We start from the raw sequence: 18,750 nt of genomic DNA on the forward strand, positions 1-18,750 counted from the left end.
CCCAACCTCGTTGCGGCGCGGCTGCGCCTCTGGCACTTCAACAACATTGTCGCAGCCCCGACCCGCGGTCACGAGCGGGGGCTCCTGTCGTTTCCGTGCCCCTGGATTGGGTCATAGTGTCTGTCGTGGCCGGGGAAGTGGGTCTTCCGTTCTTTTCACTAATCGATTGATTCGCCCCAGGAGGCTCGAGCCCGTGAGGGAGCGAGCGTTTGGGGCGTGGCTGTGACGTTTGCCGCGAATGTCCGCTTTGGGCGTATCATCGTGGGCATCTCGCATAACCTCGTTGCAAGGGAGATACGCCCCATGGCTACAGAAAAGTCTTCTTCGCGCTCATGGATGTCCGACGCCGCGATCTATCAGATCTACCCGCGCTCGTTTAAGGATTCGACTGGTTCGGGTCTGGGCGATATCGCGGGCATTACCCAGCAGATGGACTATCTTGAGCAGCTGGGTATCGAGGCCATCTGGCTGAGCCCGTTTTACCCATCGCCTCTTGTCGATGGCGGCTATGATGTGGCGGACTACTGCGATGTCGACCCACGTCTCGGCTCGCTTGACGACTTCGATGACATGATCGCCGCGGCTCATGCGCACGGCATCAAGGTCATCGTCGACATCGTGCCTAACCATTCATCCAACCAGCACCCTTGGTTCAAAGCCGCTCTTGCCGCCGGCCCCGGATCGCCCGAGCGCGCCCGTTATATCTTCCGCGATGGTCGCGGCGAGCATGGCGAGCTGCCTCCCACCAATTGGAATGCCAACTTTGGCGGCCCCGCCTGGACGCGCGTCGCGGACGGCCAGTGGTATCTGCACATGTTTACGCCCGAGCAACCGGACTTTGACTGGTCATGTCCCGAGGTTCACGCGTTCTTTTGCGACGTCCTGGCGTTTTGGAGCGATCGTGGCGTCGATGGCTTTCGCATTGATGTGGCGCACGGTCTCGCCAAGGATCTCGACCGCGATGACCTCGACCGGTGGCATCTCGCCGAGGGCGATGACATGGTTGACGACGGCACCCATCCGCTGTGGGACCGCAACGAGGTCCATGAGATCTATCGCGAGTGGCGCCGCGTGTTCGACCGTTATGATCCGCCGCGCAGCGCCGTTGCCGAGGCGTGGGTTCTGCCCGAGCGCCAGTATCTCTACGCACGCCCCAGCGAGCTTGGCCAGACATTCAACTTTGAGTTCGCCAAGGCCACTTGGACCTATGATGACATGCACGCTGCAATCGAGAAGGGCTTGAAGGCGGCCATCGAATCCGATTCCGCCTCGACCTGGGTACTCTCCAACCACGACGTGCCGCGCGTGGCGACACGCTATGCCCTGCCGCAAATCAAGGCGACGCGCTACCATCAGATTGCGCTCGACTGGCTCTTACGCGACGGGTCGTCTTATGACGAGGACCGTGAACTCGGCGAGCGCCGCGCGCGGGCGGCCCTTTTGCTCGAGCTGGCGCTTCCGGGCTCGGCATACGTGTATCAGGGTGAGGAGCTCGGCCTTTTTGAGGTGGCTGACATTCCGTGGGCTGCACTCGAAGATCCTACTGCGACCAATACGCACGGACCGAAGCGCGAGAAGGGGCGCGACGGCTGCCGTGTGCCCCTGCCGTGGGTGGCGGCGGACGATCCCGCGCAGGGCGGATCGTTTGGGTTTTCACCGGCGGACGCCGATGCGGCGCCCCATCTGCCGCAGCCTGCATGGTTTTCCGATTACGCTGCCGATAGGGAAGAAGCGGACCCGACATCGATGCTTGCGCTCTATCGTGACGCCCTCTGGCTGCGGCGCAAGCTGCGCGGGTGCGCCAACGATCTCGCGTGGCTCGATCTTGACGGGCGCACCGGCCTTGCGGATGGTGCCGAGGGCGCTGAGGGCGGCGTCATCGCCTATCGCCGCGACAACGGCTGGGCGTGTGTGACGAACTTCGGTGCAGCACCCGTGGAGCTGCCGGCGGGCAGGGTCCTGCTCACCTCATCACCGCTTGCAGACGGCAGGCTCGCGCAGGACAGTTCTGCCTGGATCATGCTCGCTGAGTTGTAGGGGCCTCTTGCGGCGAGTTTGCGTTTGCCTGCGCTTTCCGTGGTGGCTGATGTCTTCGCGAGGTTCGCGAGGGCGTCGCAAAACTTTTCAAAAAAAGTTCTTGCATTTGGGTGGATTATCCCGTATATTAAATCCTCGCAGGCGGACATGGCTCAGTTGGTAGAGCACAACCTTGCCAAGGTTGGGGTCGCGGGTTCGAGCCCCGTTGTCCGCTCCATTTGGGCGTTTAGCTCAGGGGGAGAGCGCTTCCCTGACACGGAAGAGGTCAGAAGTTCAAATCTTCTAACGCCCACCAAATGTTCGCAGCTCAGAGGCTTAGCCTCTGAGCTGTTTTGTTTTGGTCGCCAAATCGCCGGCAAAAGGTACCTCGCTTCATGAAAGAGCGGTTCTGAACGTCAGTTTAGCCTTGTCATCTCAATCGAGTGGGGGTTGACCATTTTGAACATAACCGTGCATCTCGTTGACGTTTCTGCGATCGATCCCGGCGAGACCGTTGATATGGCATCAATCGCGGGACGTTATGCCTCGCGTGCCTCCAATGGAGATCTCCCCATTGCGTCTCGGAGGGAAGCTGCGGGCGTGGGTCTGCTGCTTCGCGACGCCCTGGGTGTCTTCGACGACACCCAGCTTGCGCGTTCTGCTTTCGGCAAGATCGAGCTTGCGGATGGGGAGGCCCCCTCTATTTCCATTTCACATGGCGGAAGCGTGGCCGTCCTCGCTGTTTCCGATGTTGCTCGGTCGGTCGGAGGACCTATTGGCGTGGATATCGAGGCGGTCGATGAGATTGTACCTATTGCGGTTGAGCGTATGGCGAGCTCAAGGGAACGGGCGTGGATTGACGCTGCGGCAGATTCGCAGGAACGCGCCTTTCGGCTGTGTCGGGTTTGGACGCGTATCGAAGCCGTCCTGAAGGCGGAGGGGTCCGGCTTTTCAATCGATCCCCGCAAAGACGGGTTGCCGAGCGGATGGTTTACTTCCTCGGTGGTGTTTGGCCAGTGTGTCATCTCTTGTGCAGCGCGTTCTATGCCCCATATCGCCATTGAGGAGCATGCCTTTCGGGTAGCATGGTAGCCAATCGCCAACAGGGGAGGCCTTCTATGTCACTGAACGCTAAAAACGATATTGCTTCGCGGATCGAAGGCGCCGTCTTTGAACTTATGGCGACAACGCCTGTGCAATCGATTAAGGTCACCGACGTACTCCGTCTTGCCCATACATCAAAATCAACCTTCTATCGTTGCTACCGCTCTGTCGATGATGTGGTCAAGCGCTTTGAAGATGAGCTGCTCCAGAACATGCAAGACATTAACGACGTTGCCCTTGAGGCTCGTTTTGGTGATGCGCAGCTTGATCCCACGCCCACGATGATCAAGCGCATGGAAATCCTCAAGGCCAATCGCTCGAAAGTCCTGGCGCTTAACAGCGATAACGGTGATCCCGTGTTTGCACACAAGGCAACGATCTTCATGCATGACTATTTTCGCGATCGTTTGCGGTCGACGTTTTCGGATGAGACGGACCTCGATCTGTATCTTGCTTTTGCGCTTGCGGGCCACCATAACCTCATCCAGTATTGGCTCGAAGTCCGGCCTGACCTTGAGGCACGAACCGTTGCCGCCGCGCTCAATCGCATGTTCTACGCACCGCTCTTTGTCGACGATGCATCGCGCCATTGGCATCCGCGGATCCCTGATTTCGATAATACGCTCGGATGAACGGTCGCTATTTACGGGTAAATGGTTAGATTCATGGCGGTGTCATAATGATTTGCCGAATCCTTGCATTATTGATAAGACCATTTACCTGCTATTTGGAACGCTTTTGCCCTATGGGTCTCAAATGATGGGACACATAGGGCCTTTTTGTCCCATACGTCCTGTCTTGCCCCTCATAAACTAAAGCTACGTTCAAAAGAACCACTGCAGTAGTTCAACGTGTGACGGCACAGAAAAGCCGCGAGCGCTCTCTCACCTTCGCTCGCGGCCGGACTGCGCCATCACTCCGTACACCCTCACATGATTAGGATGTGATATTCAGTGGTTACGCTCGGAAAGAACATGCGCAGCGTCTCGATTGTAGGCGTAGGCTGCACCCCGTTCAAGGATTTTGAGGAGCATCCCGAGACCCAGGGCATTGGCGAGGGCGAGGCGTTTGGCTATGCTGCCCTCGAGGCAATTGCCGATGCCGGTCTTGAGCCCCGCGATATCGACTTTTTCTACCACGGCAGCGCCAATCCGTATCTTGTTGGCGATTGCATTACCCCCAACATGCAGGTTGCCGATTGGTTTGGCGTTCGCGCCAAGGGTTCCGTCCATCATTCCGAGGCTTGCTGCACGGGCTACGTCGCCCTTGAGCAGGCCGTGATGGCAGTCGCCTCCGGTGCCTACGATGTCGTCCTTACGGGTGCCTGCGATTTGGCTTCGACCCTTCCCGTTGAGCACATGCCCTCGCATATTCGCCAGGACTTTACGCTCGACGTCATGATTCCCTCGCTCGATAAGATCTATGACCGCGCGTATGGTCGCCCACTCGATGGTGCCTTTGGCGTGTCGTTCGACAACTGGATCAACGAGTATTCGATGCAGTACGACCTTACTGCCGATCAGATCGATGACGCCCTGAACGGCCTTACCAAGAGCCTTCGCCGCGGTGCCGTCCTGAATCCCCTTGCCTGGTACGAGACCACGGTCGAGGAGGATGCGAAGGCAGCTGGGTTCGATACCGCCGACGAGTATCTCAAGAGCATGTACAACCCGCGCGTTACGCAGTACCTGCGCGTTACCGGCTTTGAGAAGAAGTGCGACGGTGCCGCCGCTGTTGTCGTGATGCCCACGGAGAAGGCCAAGGCCATGGGCGTGCCGTATGCGCCTATCGAGGTGCTGGGTACGGGCGCCTCTGCTGTCGAGGCCGGTCTGCTCCACAACGAGCACTGGGCTACCGAGCTTGCCGCCAAGCAGGTCTATGACCTTACCGGCGTGAGCTCCGACGAGATTGACCTGTTTATGTGCAACGACTTCTTCCTGGCTTCCGAGATTGTCTCGGCTGAGGAGTGCGGCTATATTCCGCGCGGCGAGGCTTGGAAGTACGCGATCGATGGCCGCACCGCTTTTGACGGTGATAAGCCCATCAACCCGCACGGTGGCCGTTGCAACTTCGGTCACGCTCATGGCGCATCCGGCATCGCCGATATCGTCGAGGCCGTCAAGCAGATGCGCGGCGTCGCCGGTGCCACCCAGATGAAGAAGGTTCCCGAGACGGCCTTCCTGCGCGGTTTTGGCGGTTCTCAGAATGTGCGCTGCCAGATTCTTCGTACCGTCGCCTAAGCGACCGCGGTTTTCGATTTCCCATAAGGAGTATTCTCATGCAACTCAAAGATATGGAGCCCGTGGTCAAGAAGTTCTACACGGGTCTTGAAGAGGGCATCTATTGGGCACGTCAGTGCCCCGAGTGCGGAGCCGTCGAGTTTCCGCCCCACCTTGCCTGCAATGCCTGCGGCTACCACAAGACCGATTGGGTCCAGGTTTCCGGTCACGGCCATCTGATCGATTTTACCCTGCCTGGTCCGCAGAACGACAAGCCCTACCTCAAGGAGTATGGCAAGTACGCCTACGGCGCCGTCGATATCGACGAAGGCTCTCAGTACACCTACGTCATCTATGGCATTACCAAGAAGAAGGCCCCCGAGATCCGCGCCAAGCTCATGGCGGGCGAGACCGTGGGCGTCCATGCCAAGGTCATCGACCGACCGGGCTACAAAGAGCTCACGTTCGAGCTTGACGACTAGGCTTTCACACTAGGCTTTCACCCCTATAACAATTCGCTTCCTCTCTTAGGCCACGGCGGGACCCATGTCTCCAGCCCGCCGTGGCTACCCCTCTTTTTATCTTAGAAAGGCACCATCATGAACGAAGAACTCACTCAGCAGATCTGCGATTTTGCCAAGTCCGCTTACAACTACGATGGCGATGTGACCCCCGAGACGACGTTTGAGACCCTGGGCAAGGGCTCGATGAAGATGATCGCCCTGACCTCCATGATCGAGAACGAGCTCGATGCCGAGGTCCCCGTTCGCGAGGTCATGGTCATGAAGACCATCCGCGAGCTTATCGAGCGCACTGCCGAAGAGATGGAGTAGCTGCCATGGACCTGATGCAGACCCTGCGCGAGCAGGCTGCCGCCAAGCCTATGCGCGTTGCTTTTCCCGAGGGCGAAAACGAGACCATGATGCAGGCGGTCGCAAAGATCGCCGCCGAGCATCTTGCCGAATGTGTGCTGGTCGGCGACGGCGGTAAGCTCAAGGAGCTTGCCGATGAGCGCGACATCTCCCTTGACGGCATCGAGATTGTCGATGTGACCGACGAGGAGGCGAACACCGCTTGCTGCGAGCGCTATCTTTCGCATCCGGATTGCAAGTTTAAGCCCAAGGGCGCCGCGCGCCGTATGACGCGTCCGCTTGAGCGCGCCCTGATTTTGCAGGTGCTCGGCGATGTCGACGTAATGTTCGCCGGCATTGATAACGCCACGGGCGATATTATCCTGGCGGGTCAGACCATCGTCGGCCTTGCCGACGGGGTGGACACCGTGAGCTCGTGCGGTATCGCCGACATTCCCAACTGGAACGGCGGCGAAGGTGGCCTTTTGGCTTTTGGCGATTCCGCCGTTTGCGTCGACCCTACGAGCGAGGAACTTGCCTCGATCGCGATTTCGTCGAGCGAAACGGTGCGCTCGCTGACCGGATGGGATATCCGTTGCGCGCTGCTTTCGCATTCGACTGACGGCTCGATGGATAACGAGCTCGTCGACAAAGTACGCCGCGCTCGCGAGATTGCCAACGATCGCCGTCCCGACCTTGCCATCGACGGCGAGTTCCAGTTTGATTCGGCGATTAACCCCAAGGTTGCGGCCAAGAAGGTACGTCGTGAGTCCGCTGTTGCGGGACAGGCCAACGTGGTCATCTGGCCCGATATCAACGTGGGCAATATCGGCGTCAAGATCATCCAGAACCTGACCGGCGCCAATGCTTACGGCCCCATGCTTCAGGGCTTCAAGAAGATCGTGTGCGATTGCTCGCGCTCTGCGCCCGTCGACGAGATCGTCGGCAACGTGGTGATGAGCTGCGTGCGCGCCCAGGCGCTTAAGGAGGCTTAAGATATGTCCGATAAAAAGACTCCCTGGCGCATCCTGGTAATCAACCCGGGCTCCACTTCCACGAAAGTGGGCGTTTTTGAGGGTGATGAGTGCAAGCTCAGCAAGAACGTTGCGCACGATGCGAAGGACCTCGCCCAGTTCGATGGGGTTTCGGCTCAGATGCCGTATCGCTGCGATCTGATTCTTGGAGCACTGGGGGAGGCGGGCCTGAAGCTCGAGGACTTTGATGCATTTGTCGGTCGCGGCGGCGGCTTGCTTTCGTTGCCCGGCGGCACGTATGCCATCAACGAGGTCATGCTCGAGCATGCCCGCATCGGTGCGAACGGCATTCAGCACCCGGCGCAGCTTGGCCCCCAGATTGCCCATGAGTTCGCCTCAAAGACGGGAAAGCCCTCTTTTGTGGTGAATCCTCCCGATACCGACGAGCTGTGCGACCTCGCACGTATGACGGGCATTAAGGGCGTGTATCGAAACGTGCACCTGCACGCCCTTAATCTCAAAGAGACTGCCATTCGCCACGCGGCAAAGCTCGGTCGTGCATATGACGAGTGCAACTTTATTGTCTGTCATATCGGCGGTGGCATTTCGATTTCTGCTCACCTTAAGGGCAAGATGGTCGACGGCAACGACATCGTCGGCGGCGAGGGCCCCATGGCGCCGACGCGCTGTGGCTCGGTCCCCGCAATCGAGGTCGCGAAGTATACGGCGGAGCATGGTCTCGACGTTGCCCGCGCCCATTGCATGAAGACCGGTGGCTTCGTTGACCTTTTGGGTACGTCCGATGCCATCGAGGTGTGCGAGCGCGCCGCCGCGGGCGATGAGGCCGCGGCTCGCGCCTGGGATGCGATGGTTTACCAAATCTGCAAGTGGATTGGCGAGATGGCCTGTGTGCTGAAGGGCGACGTCGACGGCATCTTGCTCGGAGGCGGCATGGTCCACAGCAAGGAGCTCGTTGCCTCGATTGAGGAATGCTGCTCTTGGATCGCCCCCGTGTCGGCTTATCCCGGCGAGTTTGAGCTCGAGGCGATGGCGTCTGGCGCCTGCCGCGTGCTCGATGGTGTCGAGGAAGCGCTCGTGTACAGCGGAGAGCCCGTGTTCACCGGATTCAACGACTGATAGTGCTGTGTTTGGGGCGGCCGCTGGTGATGCCTGGCCGCTCCGACCCTTTTCTTTAAGTGTAAGGATGGATCATGGATAAAACCAAGATCAAGTACCTGGTGGGCATTTACGCAGCCGCCATGTGCATCATGGGCATGCTCGTGCCCGTTCCCATCGTGGCCTCTGTTGCGGCCGCGTTTCCCAACGAGAACATCGCTGCCGTTCAGATGATTATCGGCATCATCCCGTTGATGATGGCGTTGTCCGCCATGCTCGTCTCTTCACAGCTTGCCTCTCGCGTGTCCAAGAAGAAGACGACGCTCGTCGGTCACATTATCGTGATGCTGGCAGGCGCCTCGGTGCTGGTGTTCCACGACTCGCTCGGCCAAGTCTTAGCGGCTTCTGCTGTCATGGGCCTTGGTCTCGGCGCCGTGCAGAATTCAACGGACGCTCTTATCGCGGATTACTTTGGCGGAAAGCAGCGCTCGTTTGTCATGGGCATCTACTCCACTTTTGTTGCACTGGGCGGCATTATCTGGACGATGGTTTCCGGCATCTTGGGTTCTGCCGAGTGGTTCCACAGCTATGCGGCGTACTTCATCATGATCATTTTCATCGTAATCGAGGCTGTTTGCCTTCCTGAGGGTCATCTTGAGCCCAAGCGCAAGGTCAACGTGTTTGCCAATATGCCTAAAGAGGTCGCGATTATCACGCTCATGAGCTTTGTGTTCGTACTTACGTTCCAGCTCTTCAGCTCCAACGTTTCGCTGCTTGTTGTAGGTCGCGGCTTTGGCGGTACCGTGGAGGCCGGTCTTGCCTCTACCGTTATGACCGTTGCCGGTATTGCGGCTGGTCTTTTGGTCGGTCCGCTGTTTGCCAAGTTCAAGAACCTGGCTATGCCGATCGCGTGGGGCGTGACGCTCGTTGGCCTGGGCCTGACGCTGGTTGCGCCCGCCTTTATGGTGCTGTGCGTTGCGGGCTTTGTCGTTGCGCTGGGCAAGGAGACCTACGTGCCGCTGGAGGGCAATTTTGCTGCCGGCAACTCTGCCCCCGAGGGACGTGCGTTTAACCTCGCCATTGGCATGGCAGGTATCAACTTTGGCATGGCATTGTCTCCCATTGTGTTTGAGGCCGTGACGTCGCCGTTTGGTGCAACGATTGACCAGAAGTTCATCGCCGGCATGATCGTCTGTGCGGCTTGTGTCGTCTTTGGCGCCATTAAGTATCGCAAGCTCACCCCGGCCCAGCTTGCCGAGGCCGAGAAGATGGCAGCCGGCGGCGAGGCGGAGTAGCCGCTCGAGTAGTTGCTTTGCCGTACATCATGTTTTATCGGGGCCGCCGACATATGCCGGCGGCCCTCTTTCTATCAATGACTTTGAAAGGCTTACGGCTATGAAGTTACCTGTCAGGCGCGTTATCGGTATTCTCAACGGCTTCTTTAACCCGCTATTGCTCTGCGCGTTTCTCCCCATCATTGAAGGGGCGCCTGGCTTGGATCTGACGGGCCCCACGGGCTTTTGGGGACAACTCATCGTGGCCACGGTGATCGCCGAGGTTCTGAGCGCACTCCCGCTGTTTGGCAAAACGGTTGGTATGTGCCTGGACTTTTTTGGTTTTGAGCAGGGGAGTGCATCACACAAGATCGCCGGTACGGTCATCGGTGCCACGCTCCTTTTTATGGTGATCGGTTTTGGCGAGATTGCCTTCCAAGGAGGATTCGGAACGATTGAAGGCCGTACATTCTTCGCGCGTTGGGCCGGCCTCGTCACAAAGGGATGGGCCTTTGTGGTTATCGCCGGCGTGCTGCTCGATCCCTTTACAGCGGCTCTCGGCCGCACGATAGTTCGCGAAGAGAAGTAATAGATCCTCGCCTATCGAATGCCGGCGGACGGGGCGCCGGGGCTGTAGTCTTCCGAGCGTTTACAGTCCTGTCGCTCCGTCCGCCGGCATTCGACCGCAACATGTTGGTCAAGCATAATCTTTTGGATTCTTTTGGCGTGAGCGGCTTGGTTTTGGTAGGATTTGTCAGCGGCTTGACTAAGGGGGTTTTATAACTGCCATGCAGGTAGCCGTGTTGGTAACGTTTTACCGACTTGCCAAGAACCCCTCATAATTAATGCGTCTGCAAAATGACCAATTGCTTTGACCTGCTGAAACACTATATGTTGTGTTTGAACTAAAAAAAGAATACAGGATATAGATGCCTCTTTGTCGTATGATAGATGGCGGACAGAGAACGAGGACCTTATTTGCCCCATTTGGATAGATCTTTGAGCCGCTTGATCGGCCGCGAGGATTGTCCGCATGAGGACCTATGGTTTATCGAGAACACAGATTGCGCGACGGCGCCGCAAGACAGGGGCAAGCCCTGCCGGGCATCGTTTGGCTCTGAAGCGCAATGAGACTACGACGCGAAAGAGGCAAGAGGATGAAGATCATCAAGCGCAGCGGCACCGAGGTTGTCTTTGACATCGATAAGATCGTCAATGCGATTCGCGCCGCAAACTTGGAGGTCGAGGAGAGCTCTCGTCTAACCGACCGCCAGGTGGTTTATGCGGCGCAAAACGTCGCCGAGGCATGCGAGAACGCGGGCCACACCGTTTCGGTCGAGGAGATCCAGGATTTGGTCGAGGACGAGATCATGCGTCTCGACTGCTACGAGGTCGCCCGCCACTACATCATCTATCGCTATGTTCAGAGCCTGAAGCGCCAGAAGAACACGACCGATGACAAGATCCTGTCGTTGATCGAGTGCAATAACGAAGAGGTCAAGCAGGAGAACTCTAACAAGAACCCGACCGTCAACTCCGTTCAGCGCGACTACATGGCCGGCGAGATTTCCAAGGACCTGACTCAGCGCGTGCTGCTGCCCCAGGAGATCGTGGATGCCCACAACGAGGGCCTGATCCACTTCCACGATTCCGACTACTTTGCCCAGCACATGCATAACTGCGACCTGGTGAACCTGGAGGATATGCTCCAGAACGGCACCGTTATCTCGGGCACGCTGATCGAGAAGCCGCATAGCTTCTCGACCGCTTGCAACATCGCGACGCAGATCATCGCCCAGGTTGCTTCCTCCCAGTACGGCGGCCAGTCTATTTCGCTGACCCATCTCGCCCCGTTCGTTGAGGTGAGCCGTCAAAAGATTCGCGGCGAGGTCGCTCGCGAGCTTGAGGAGCTCTGTGTCTCGGCGTCTGCCGAGAAGGTGCGCGAGGTCGTTGAGGATCGCCTGCGCGATGAGATCCGTCGCGGCGTCCAGACGATTCAGTATCAGGTCGTGACCCTTATGACCACCAATGGCCAGGCGCCGTTCGTGACGGTCTTTATGTATCTCAATGAGGCCCGTACGCCCCAGGAGAAGCACGACCTTGCCATGATCGTGGAGGAGACGCTTCGTCAACGCTATGAGGGCGTTAAGAACGAAGCCGGTGTGTGGATTACCCCGGCATTCCCCAAGCTTATCTATGTACTCGAGGACGATAACGTTCACGAGAATTCCCCGTACTTCTACCTGACCCAGCTTGCTGCCAAGTGCACCGCCAAGCGCATGGTGCCCGACTACATCTCCGAGAAGAAGATGCGCGAGCTCAAGCTGTCGAAGGGCGAGACCGCCGGCAACGGCGATTGCTACACCTGCATGGGTTGTCGTAGTTTCCTGACGCCCGACCGCTCGGGCAACGGCTTTAACAATGTCGCCAACGCGCTGAACTATGACCCGACCAAACCTAAGTACTATGGCCGCTTTAACCAGGGTGTTGTGACCATCAACCTGCCCGATGTCGCGCTGAGCTCGCATCAGGACATGGACAAGTTCTGGAAGATCTTCGACGAGCGCCTTGAGCTGTGCCACCGCGCCCTGCTGTGCCGTCATGAGCGCCTGATGGGTACGCTTTCTGACGCTGCACCGATTTTGTGGCAGTACGGCGCCCTAGCGCGTCTGAAGAAGGGCGAGACGATCGATAAGCTGCTCGTGGGCGGATACTCCACCATCAGCCTGGGGTATGCCGGCCTGTATGAATGCGTCAAGTATATGACGGGTCACAGCCACACCGAGAAGGAGGGCACGCCGTTTGCCATGGCCGTCATGCAGCGCATGAACGACAAGTGCGCCGAGTGGAAGGCCGAAAGCGATATCGACTTCTCGCTGTATGGCACCCCGCTTGAGTCGACGACCTACAAGTTCGCCAAGTGCCTGCAGCGTCGTTTTGGCATTATTCCGGGTGTGACGGACAAGGGCTACATTACCAACAGCTATCACGTCCACGTGTCCGAGGAGATTGATGCTTTCGACAAGCTTAAGTTTGAGGGCATGTTTCAGCAGCTTTCGCCGGGCGGTGCTATCTCCTACGTTGAGGTCCCCAACATGCAGGACAACCTCAAGGCTGTCATTCGCGTGATGCAGTACATCTACGACAACATCATGTACGCCGAGCTCAACACCAAGAGCGACTACTGCCAGGTGTGCGGCTACGATGGCGAGATCAAGATTGTTGAGGACGATGGCAAGCTGGTGTGGGAGTGCCCCAGCTGCGGCAACCGAGACCAGGAGAAGATGAACGTCGCTCGTCGTACGTGCGGCTACATCGGTACCCAGTTCTGGAACCAGGGTCGAACCGAGGAGATCCGCGACCGCGTGCTGCATCTCTAATAACCATCCCAGGCTGCCCCGTAGCGAGGCCCCGGACCTTTGCTCGATATTTCGGACAGTCCTGGCTCACGACGGAGGCGCCACTGGCGCCTCCTGTTCGTGCGGAACTCATATCGAGCAAAGGTCCGGGGCCTCGCTACGGGGCGGCCAAGTTGATGTAGCTGAGATGCAGCACGCAGCCTGCTCGCTCCTCGAAGTTCTTAGCGGAAATGAGTTGACTTGCAACAACGCTTTGCTTGCGATGGCGGTTGAGCCGCAACCCAGTTTTTATTAGACCTCGAACCCTATACTCGATGTTTGCTTCGCTCATTGAGTTACCCTTTGCATGAGGCCGGGACATATCGTCCCGCCCGCAGTTTCGCAGGCCGAAGGCCGAGAATGTTTGAGGACGGGATGATATGTCCCGGCCTCCCGGGAGAGTTACCTATGAACTACGCGAACATTAAGTATTTCGACATTGCTGATGGAGAAGGCGTTCGTACTTCTCTGTTTGTGAGTGGGTGCCGTCGTGGGTGCAAGAACTGCTTTAACTCTGTCGCGTGGGACTTTGCTGCGGGCGAGCCGTTTGATCGCACCGTCGAGGACAAGATTATCGAGAGCCTCGACCATCCCTTTATTGATGGCCTGACGATTCTGGGCGGGGAGCCCATGGAGCCCGAGAATCAGGCGGGGCTCGTTGATTTTGTCGAGCGTGTTCGCGCGGCCTATCCAGTGGGGTCGGGGAAGACTATTTGGTGCTTTACTGGCGACGTACTCGAGGAGCTTATGCCGGGCGGTCGTCATCATACCGAGGTGACGGACCGCATCCTTGCCTGCCTCGACATGTTGGTGGACGGCCCGTTTGTTCAGGACCTGTACGATATCACGCTGCGCTTTAGGGGCTCGAGCAACCAGCGCGTGATCGATATGAACGCTACGCGCGCCCGTGCTGAGCGCGAGGGCATTGCGCTTTGTGATGCGGTTGAACTTTGGCGTGATGATCCGGTCTATTCGACCCATACTATGTAGCTTGTGGTCGATGCCGGAGGGCGTGGTACCATAGAGCGAACGTGAAATCGGAAAAGTGAGGCCCAGATGGTCGATCAGGAAAAAGTCGAGGCCGCCATTAAGCTGTTGCTTGAGGGCATAGGCGAGGACCCAACTCGTGAGGGCCTGCTGGAGACCCCGGCGCGCGTTGCCCGTATGTATGGTGAGATTGCCGGCGGTATGGACCAGAGTGCCGAGGAACACCTGTCCAAAACCTTTGCCGTCGCTTCGAACGATTTGGTTATCGAGCGCGATATCACGTTTTACTCGCTGTGCGAGCATCATCTGCTGCCGTTTTACGGCAAAGCTGCCATCGGCTATATCCCTAACGGTCGCGTGGCTGGACTCTCCAAGCTTGCCCGCACGGTTGAGGTTTATGCCCGCCGTCTGCAGCTGCAGGAGCAACTGTGTGCACAGGTTGCCGATGCCCTCATGGATTATCTCGCTCCCCAGGGAGCGATTGTGTTGATGGAGGCCGAGCATATGTGCATGACGATGCGTGGCGTGCAAAAGCCCGGCACCAAGACCGTGACGCTCGCTCGCCGCGGCGTCTTTGAGACCGATCCCGCGCTCGAGGAGCGTTTCTTTAGGATGTTGGGCCGCTAACCATGAGAGTCGTCAACGACTTTACATCGAAGACCGATGAGGGGACGTCGCGTCGCGGCTTTATGGCTTCGGGCCTGGCCCCCTTTGGCGCCATGCCTCGCATTGATTACATTTGTGCCAACGGGCTGTTCCGGCGGCACCTGGGCAACATTGCACAGTTGGAATCGGGGCGCATCTTCTGCCGCCACGGTATTGACCATCTGCTCGATGTCGCTCGCATTATGTGGATCAAGAATCTCGAGGAGCAGCTCGAATTTGACCGCGAGGTCATTTACGCCACGGCACTTCTTCACGATATCGGCAAAGATGAACAGTACGAATCGGGTATATCCCATGATGTTGCAAGCGAGCGCGTCGCTGATGCAATACTCGCCGGCATGCCCGATGACGTGGCGTTTGAGTCGGCCGATGCCGCAGCCATTAAGACGGCCATTCTGGGTCATCGAAAGCTGCGCGTGAACAGCCAACCGCTTGAGCGTCTGCTCTATGCAGCCGACAAAGCGTCGCGCGCCTGCTTTGCATGCCCCGCGCGCAATGCTTGCAACTGGAGCGATGATAAAAAGAACCTGTCGATTCGCGTGTAGTTAATTTGCGCGGTCGGGGTTCTAAACGAAGGAGACGATCGCGATGAGTAACAAGAAACTGCCCGAGAATGCAACCAAGACTGAGGGTGCTGAGCTCGCCCGTCGTGGTAGGGGTGAAATTTCTACTGCGACGGCGGTGCCTCACGTGAACTATGACGATCTGCGCCATGCCGATCGTATTGTCATTGACGGCCTAGAGGTTTTTGCCAACCATGGCGTGTATCCCGAGGAGAACGCGCTGGGTCAGAAGTTCATCGTGTCCTTGGTGCTCTATGCCGACCTGCGTGCAGCGGGGGAGCACGATAACCTGGACGCCTCGATTGACTACGGCTCGGTGTGCCACGATGTTGATGGCTATCTGCGCGAGCATACGTTTAAACTCATCGAGGCGGCAGCCGAGGGTGTGGCCCAGATGCTGCTGCGTCGTTACCCCCTGCTGCTTGGTGTGCGCATAAAGCTCGATAAGCCGTGGGCTCCTGTTGGCCTGCCCCTGGCAAGCTGCGGCGTCGAGATCGAGCGCGTGCGCTAGTCGACGCTAGAGCTTGTTGAGGGGTGGCTGCTTGAGCCGCTGAGACAGTGTTCTATTGTTGGGACAGTACGTGTCGAGCAGGGCGTGAAAGCGCTGATTGTGGCTCGGCTCGAGCAGATGGACGAGCTCGTGGGCGACAACCATGTCGAGGCATTCGACGGGGTAGGCGGCGAGCTCGCGCGCGATGCGAATGGCGCCGGTTTTGGGTGTGCAGGAGCCCCAACGCGTTTTCATGCTGCGCACGGAGACGCGGGCCACGGTGACGCCCATTGCGATTTCGTACGCGTGCACGATGTCGCGTAGCGCTGCGGTGACCTCGGACGCGTAGAGCTGGTCGATGTGGGCTTGGAGCTCGTCGGACGTTAGGCCGTCGAGGATTGCGTGCCGCTTGGCCTGCGGGCCTTCGTCCGATTCATCGGTACCCATAAAACTTGCGAAGGTGGCCTGTTTGGGTCGCGGTGCGGGTGATGCAAAGTTGTGATCGAGTGCATCCTGTACCGTGATGGGCTTGCCCCAAAGTGCAATGATGGACGAGGGGCTGAGCGGCTCTCGTGCCGTCGCCTGACGTTGCTCGCGCTGGGCAAGTCGGCTGATAATCCAGGCGCTGTTGCGCTTCACAAACGCTTCGATACGCTCGCGGCTGGCGCCGATCGGTGCGCTGGCGTGGACCTCGCCGCTCGATGTGACGCGTAGGTTGAAGTTCTTGACGCGCTTTTTGGTAACGACGACGGGGATGGTCGTCCCATCCGGTCGGGATGCGGAAATCGTAAACTGCTGCGTCAAAAGCGGTCCTTCAGATCGGGGACGGGCCGGCATGTCGACCGTTCGGCATGCCGGCCCGCTCAAGGGATGTGATATTAATAACGCTCGAAGAAGGCAAGCGCGTTGTCGCTGCAGAGCTTTTGCATCACGGTCTTGCCAAAATGCTTGGAAAGCATGTTCTGGAACTCGGGCATCTTGCTGGCATCGGAGAGGAAAGCGGGCACCGTGGCGCCGTCCCAGTCGCCGCCGAGCGCGATGACGTCCTCGCCGCCCAGGTCGAGCCAGTGCTCGATATGCGCCGCCAGCTGGTCGAAGGTGACGTCTGCGGCGGTCTTTTTGGTTGCGTCGTTGGAAAGGAACTCGCTGCAGTAGTTGAGGCCGACGATGCCACCCATGTCGCGAATGGTGCGGAACTGGTCGTCGGTAAGGTTGCGTTTGGCGCCGCAAACCGCACGGGAGTTGGAGTGGCTGGCGACGAAGGGACGCGTGGCGCGGGCGGCGACCTCGTCAAAGCACTCATCGTTGAGGTGGGAGACGTCGAGCACCATGCCGGCGTGCTCCATCTGCGTAAGCGCCTCGATGCCGGCGGCGGTGAAGCCGGTGTGGGTGTCGTGGCCGCTCGCGAGCGGTCCCTGCGCGTTCCAGCTGAGTGACGACATAAGCACGCCCAGGCTCTTGAGCACCTCGATCAGCGCGGGGTCCTCGGCAAAGAACGTGGCGTTTTCGATGGTGTGGATGCAAGCGACCTTGCCGTCCTTGAGCGCGGGGCGAATGTCTGCGGCGCTGCGCACGTTGACCATACGGTCGTGGTTGAGCATTGCCTGGCCGCTCATATGCGCCATGATCTGCGCCTGGAAGCGCGCGGCGTGGGCGGTGGGAATCTCGTCGGGGACAAACGTGGCGAAGCACTGTGCCCACGGCGTGTTGCCGATCTTTGCGAGCGAGATGGCACAGGCGTTACCCTCGATGAGGTCGAAATCTTGCGGATGCGTTTCGTCGCCGGGGAAATAACCGTCGGTGCCGGCGGTAAAGCGCAGGTCGAGATCGAGCGTGGCCCAGCCGATTCGGTCGGCAGTGTCGCAGTGTAGGTCAAATACGGGATATGCCATGGTTCCTCCGGTTGCAGCGTTTCTTTGCAAACTGTCATTGAATTGTATGACTAGGGTATAGTTAGCGCCATATGTTCACGGCGGCCCGCGTTGTGCGCCGCCCTTATCACGGAGGTTACCATGTCCAACCAGGGCAAGAAGGTCAAGACCCATTATCGCGGCACGCTCGATGACGGCACGCAGTTCGATAGCTCCTACGATCGCGGCGAGCCGCTGGAGTTCACCTGCGGCGCCGGTCAGATGATCAAGGGCTTCGACGCCGCTGTTGTCGACATGCAGGTGGGCGAGAAGAAGACCGTGCACATTCCTGCTGCCGATGCCTACGGCGAGCACAATCCCGAGATGGTTATTACCTTCCCGGCCGAACAGGTTCCCAACATCGAGCAGATCGAGAAGGGCATGAAGCTTTTCCTGTCCACGCCGAGCGGTATGCCCGTTCCCGCCGTGGTCATCGACGTAACGCCCGAGGCTGTGACGCTCGACGCCAACCACGAGCTGGCCGGCAAGGACCTCAACTTTGATATCGAGCTCGTTGAGGTCGAGGGTTAGAGTATGCCTGAACGCTTGGTTTCGACGACATGCTTGGGAAATCTCAACGATCCGTCCTATGAACTCCTGCTTCGCCGGAAGTTGGGCGGCGTCTTTGAAGTTGACGAGCTACTGTTCGATTGGGACCGGGCTGATGTATGCGCGTTTGCGGGCGTGACGGAGCTGGGGCGCACGATCGATGTTCGGCTGGATGCTGCCGACGGCGGTCGTCTTGCCGATGGCGACGTGCTCGCCATCGACTGTTCGGGCATGGTGCCCGTGGCGGTTGTCGTGCGCCTGCGCAGCGCCGAGGTTTATTTGGTCGAAGTCGACCGCATGGATCCGATTGCGCTCGCGCATGCGTGCTGGGAGATCGGCAATATGCACGCGCCGCTTTTCCGAGGCGATTCGGACGAGCATACCGTGCGCATGTATACGCCGGTGCAGCCTGTTTTGGGCCGCATGCTCCGGGGCGTCGAGGGTGTTCAGCTCTCGGTGGTTACCCGTGAACTCGATGCGGACCGGCGCCTTGCATCGAGTACGGCGGAGGCCGTCGTGAGCATGGCTCCCGACTTTACCATCGTAAAAAAGACGCGCGGCTAAGCGCGTATATACGCAAGGCGGGCTTTGAGGGGCGACCAATCAAGGTCCGTCTTGCTGTTGATAGGAGGC

The 18,750-nt window shown here is 58.6% G+C and carries 20 protein-coding genes and 2 tRNA genes; 19 read left to right on the forward strand and 3 right to left on the reverse strand.

Translation table 11 applies throughout. From position 1 onward, the window contains the following. The first annotated feature begins 303 nt into the window (after positions 1-303). From AAAT03_RS00005 to nrdD, 13 genes are all read left to right on the forward strand, one after another. Positions 304-2,037: a glycoside hydrolase family 13 protein gene (locus AAAT03_RS00005; protein ID WP_349102292.1), complete on the forward strand. Its 1,734-nt coding sequence runs from the start codon at positions 304-306 to the stop codon at positions 2,035-2,037. A gap of 141 nt (positions 2,038-2,178) precedes the next feature. Continuing rightward, positions 2,179-2,254 (forward strand) — tRNA-Gly (locus AAAT03_RS00010). Positions 2,255-2,257: 3 nt separating this feature from the next. Continuing rightward, positions 2,258-2,332: transfer RNA gene (locus tag AAAT03_RS00015), tRNA-Val, on the forward strand. 284 nt (positions 2,333-2,616) lie between these two features. Beyond that, positions 2,617-3,108: a 4'-phosphopantetheinyl transferase superfamily protein gene (locus tag AAAT03_RS00020; RefSeq protein WP_349102293.1), complete on the forward strand. Its 492-nt coding sequence runs from the start codon at positions 2,617-2,619 to the stop codon at positions 3,106-3,108. Then, the gene (locus AAAT03_RS00025) at positions 3,102-3,752 is read left to right on the forward strand and encodes a TetR-like C-terminal domain-containing protein (RefSeq protein ID WP_349102294.1); all 651 of its coding nucleotides are present in this window, start codon (positions 3,102-3,104) and stop codon (positions 3,750-3,752) included. Before AAAT03_RS00020 ends, AAAT03_RS00025 begins: the two co-directional genes overlap by 7 nt. A gap of 321 nt (positions 3,753-4,073) precedes the next feature. Continuing rightward, the gene (locus AAAT03_RS00030) at positions 4,074-5,360 is read left to right on the forward strand and encodes a thiolase family protein (RefSeq protein ID WP_271817623.1); all 1,287 of its coding nucleotides are present in this window, start codon (positions 4,074-4,076) and stop codon (positions 5,358-5,360) included. Positions 5,361-5,398: 38 nt separating this feature from the next. Then, a complete protein-coding gene (locus tag AAAT03_RS00035; protein ID WP_117583871.1) occupies positions 5,399-5,821 on the forward strand; it encodes a hypothetical protein in 423 nt (140 codons plus the stop codon). 117 nt (positions 5,822-5,938) lie between these two features. Then, positions 5,939-6,172: an acyl carrier protein gene (locus AAAT03_RS00040; RefSeq protein ID WP_117806465.1), complete on the forward strand. Its 234-nt coding sequence runs from the start codon at positions 5,939-5,941 to the stop codon at positions 6,170-6,172. A gap of 5 nt (positions 6,173-6,177) precedes the next feature. Beyond that, a complete protein-coding gene (locus AAAT03_RS00045; RefSeq protein WP_195404221.1) occupies positions 6,178-7,185 on the forward strand; it encodes a phosphate acyltransferase in 1,008 nt (335 codons plus the stop codon). Positions 7,186-7,188: 3 nt separating this feature from the next. Then, positions 7,189-8,301 carry a butyrate kinase gene (buk, locus tag AAAT03_RS00050; protein ID WP_195404220.1) on the forward strand — a complete coding sequence of 371 codons (1,113 nt, stop codon included), beginning with the start codon at positions 7,189-7,191 and terminating at the stop codon, positions 8,299-8,301. 74 nt (positions 8,302-8,375) lie between these two features. After that, positions 8,376-9,575, forward strand: coding sequence for an MFS transporter (locus AAAT03_RS00055; RefSeq protein ID WP_195404219.1), 1,200 nt, complete (start codon positions 8,376-8,378; stop codon positions 9,573-9,575). A gap of 100 nt (positions 9,576-9,675) precedes the next feature. Continuing rightward, positions 9,676-10,143 carry a hypothetical protein gene (locus AAAT03_RS00060; protein ID WP_195404218.1) on the forward strand — a complete coding sequence of 156 codons (468 nt, stop codon included), beginning with the start codon at positions 9,676-9,678 and terminating at the stop codon, positions 10,141-10,143. Positions 10,144-10,711: 568 nt separating this feature from the next. Continuing rightward, positions 10,712-12,934, forward strand: a complete 2,223-nt coding sequence (gene nrdD / locus AAAT03_RS00065) for an anaerobic ribonucleoside-triphosphate reductase (protein WP_271743418.1) — start codon at positions 10,712-10,714, stop codon at positions 12,932-12,934. 136 nt (positions 12,935-13,070) lie between these two features. Here nrdD and AAAT03_RS00070 read toward each other — a convergent pair whose 3' ends face one another. Beyond that, positions 13,071-13,244, reverse strand: a complete 174-nt coding sequence (locus tag AAAT03_RS00070) for a hypothetical protein (RefSeq protein ID WP_349102295.1) — start codon at positions 13,242-13,244, stop codon at positions 13,071-13,073. A 116-nt stretch (positions 13,245-13,360) separates the two neighbouring features. On the opposite strand from AAAT03_RS00070, the gene nrdG reads away from it, so the two are divergent. The 4 genes from nrdG to folB all read left to right on the forward strand — a co-directional run bounded on the left by nrdG (position 13,361) and on the right by folB (position 15,679). Continuing rightward, on the forward strand, positions 13,361-13,942 hold the full coding sequence (gene nrdG, locus AAAT03_RS00075; RefSeq protein ID WP_349102296.1) for an anaerobic ribonucleoside-triphosphate reductase activating protein: 582 nt from the start codon (positions 13,361-13,363) through the stop codon (positions 13,940-13,942). A 66-nt stretch (positions 13,943-14,008) separates the two neighbouring features. Next, on the forward strand, positions 14,009-14,566 hold the full coding sequence (gene folE, locus AAAT03_RS00080; RefSeq protein ID WP_022094399.1) for a GTP cyclohydrolase I FolE: 558 nt from the start codon (positions 14,009-14,011) through the stop codon (positions 14,564-14,566). A 2-nt stretch (positions 14,567-14,568) separates the two neighbouring features. Beyond that, positions 14,569-15,150, forward strand: a complete 582-nt coding sequence (locus AAAT03_RS00085; protein ID WP_192934622.1) for an HD domain-containing protein — start codon at positions 14,569-14,571, stop codon at positions 15,148-15,150. 43 nt (positions 15,151-15,193) lie between these two features. Beyond that, positions 15,194-15,679 carry a dihydroneopterin aldolase gene (gene folB / locus AAAT03_RS00090; protein WP_349102297.1) on the forward strand — a complete coding sequence of 162 codons (486 nt, stop codon included), beginning with the start codon at positions 15,194-15,196 and terminating at the stop codon, positions 15,677-15,679. 6 nt (positions 15,680-15,685) lie between these two features. Here the strand turns inward: folB and AAAT03_RS00095 are convergent, their stop codons facing one another. Together AAAT03_RS00095 and AAAT03_RS00100 are read right to left on the reverse strand one after the other, a co-directional pair. Then, on the reverse strand, positions 15,686-16,462 hold the full coding sequence (locus AAAT03_RS00095) for a SprT family zinc-dependent metalloprotease (protein ID WP_349102298.1): 777 nt from the start codon (positions 16,460-16,462) through the stop codon (positions 15,686-15,688). Between the two features lie 74 nt (positions 16,463-16,536). Continuing rightward, positions 16,537-17,550, reverse strand: a complete 1,014-nt coding sequence (locus AAAT03_RS00100; RefSeq protein ID WP_349102299.1) for a membrane dipeptidase — start codon at positions 17,548-17,550, stop codon at positions 16,537-16,539. Positions 17,551-17,670: 120 nt separating this feature from the next. Between AAAT03_RS00100 and AAAT03_RS00105 the strand changes: the two genes are divergently transcribed. Beyond that, positions 17,671-18,099 carry a peptidylprolyl isomerase gene (locus tag AAAT03_RS00105; RefSeq protein ID WP_055286916.1) on the forward strand — a complete coding sequence of 143 codons (429 nt, stop codon included), beginning with the start codon at positions 17,671-17,673 and terminating at the stop codon, positions 18,097-18,099. A 3-nt stretch (positions 18,100-18,102) separates the two neighbouring features. Further along, on the forward strand, positions 18,103-18,681 hold the full coding sequence (locus tag AAAT03_RS00110) for a hypothetical protein (protein ID WP_349102300.1): 579 nt from the start codon (positions 18,103-18,105) through the stop codon (positions 18,679-18,681). Positions 18,682-18,750 lie beyond the last annotated feature (69 nt).

The organism is Collinsella sp. CLA-AA-H167, from assembly GCF_040095305.1.
Classification (GTDB): domain Bacteria; phylum Actinomycetota; class Coriobacteriia; order Coriobacteriales; family Coriobacteriaceae; genus Collinsella.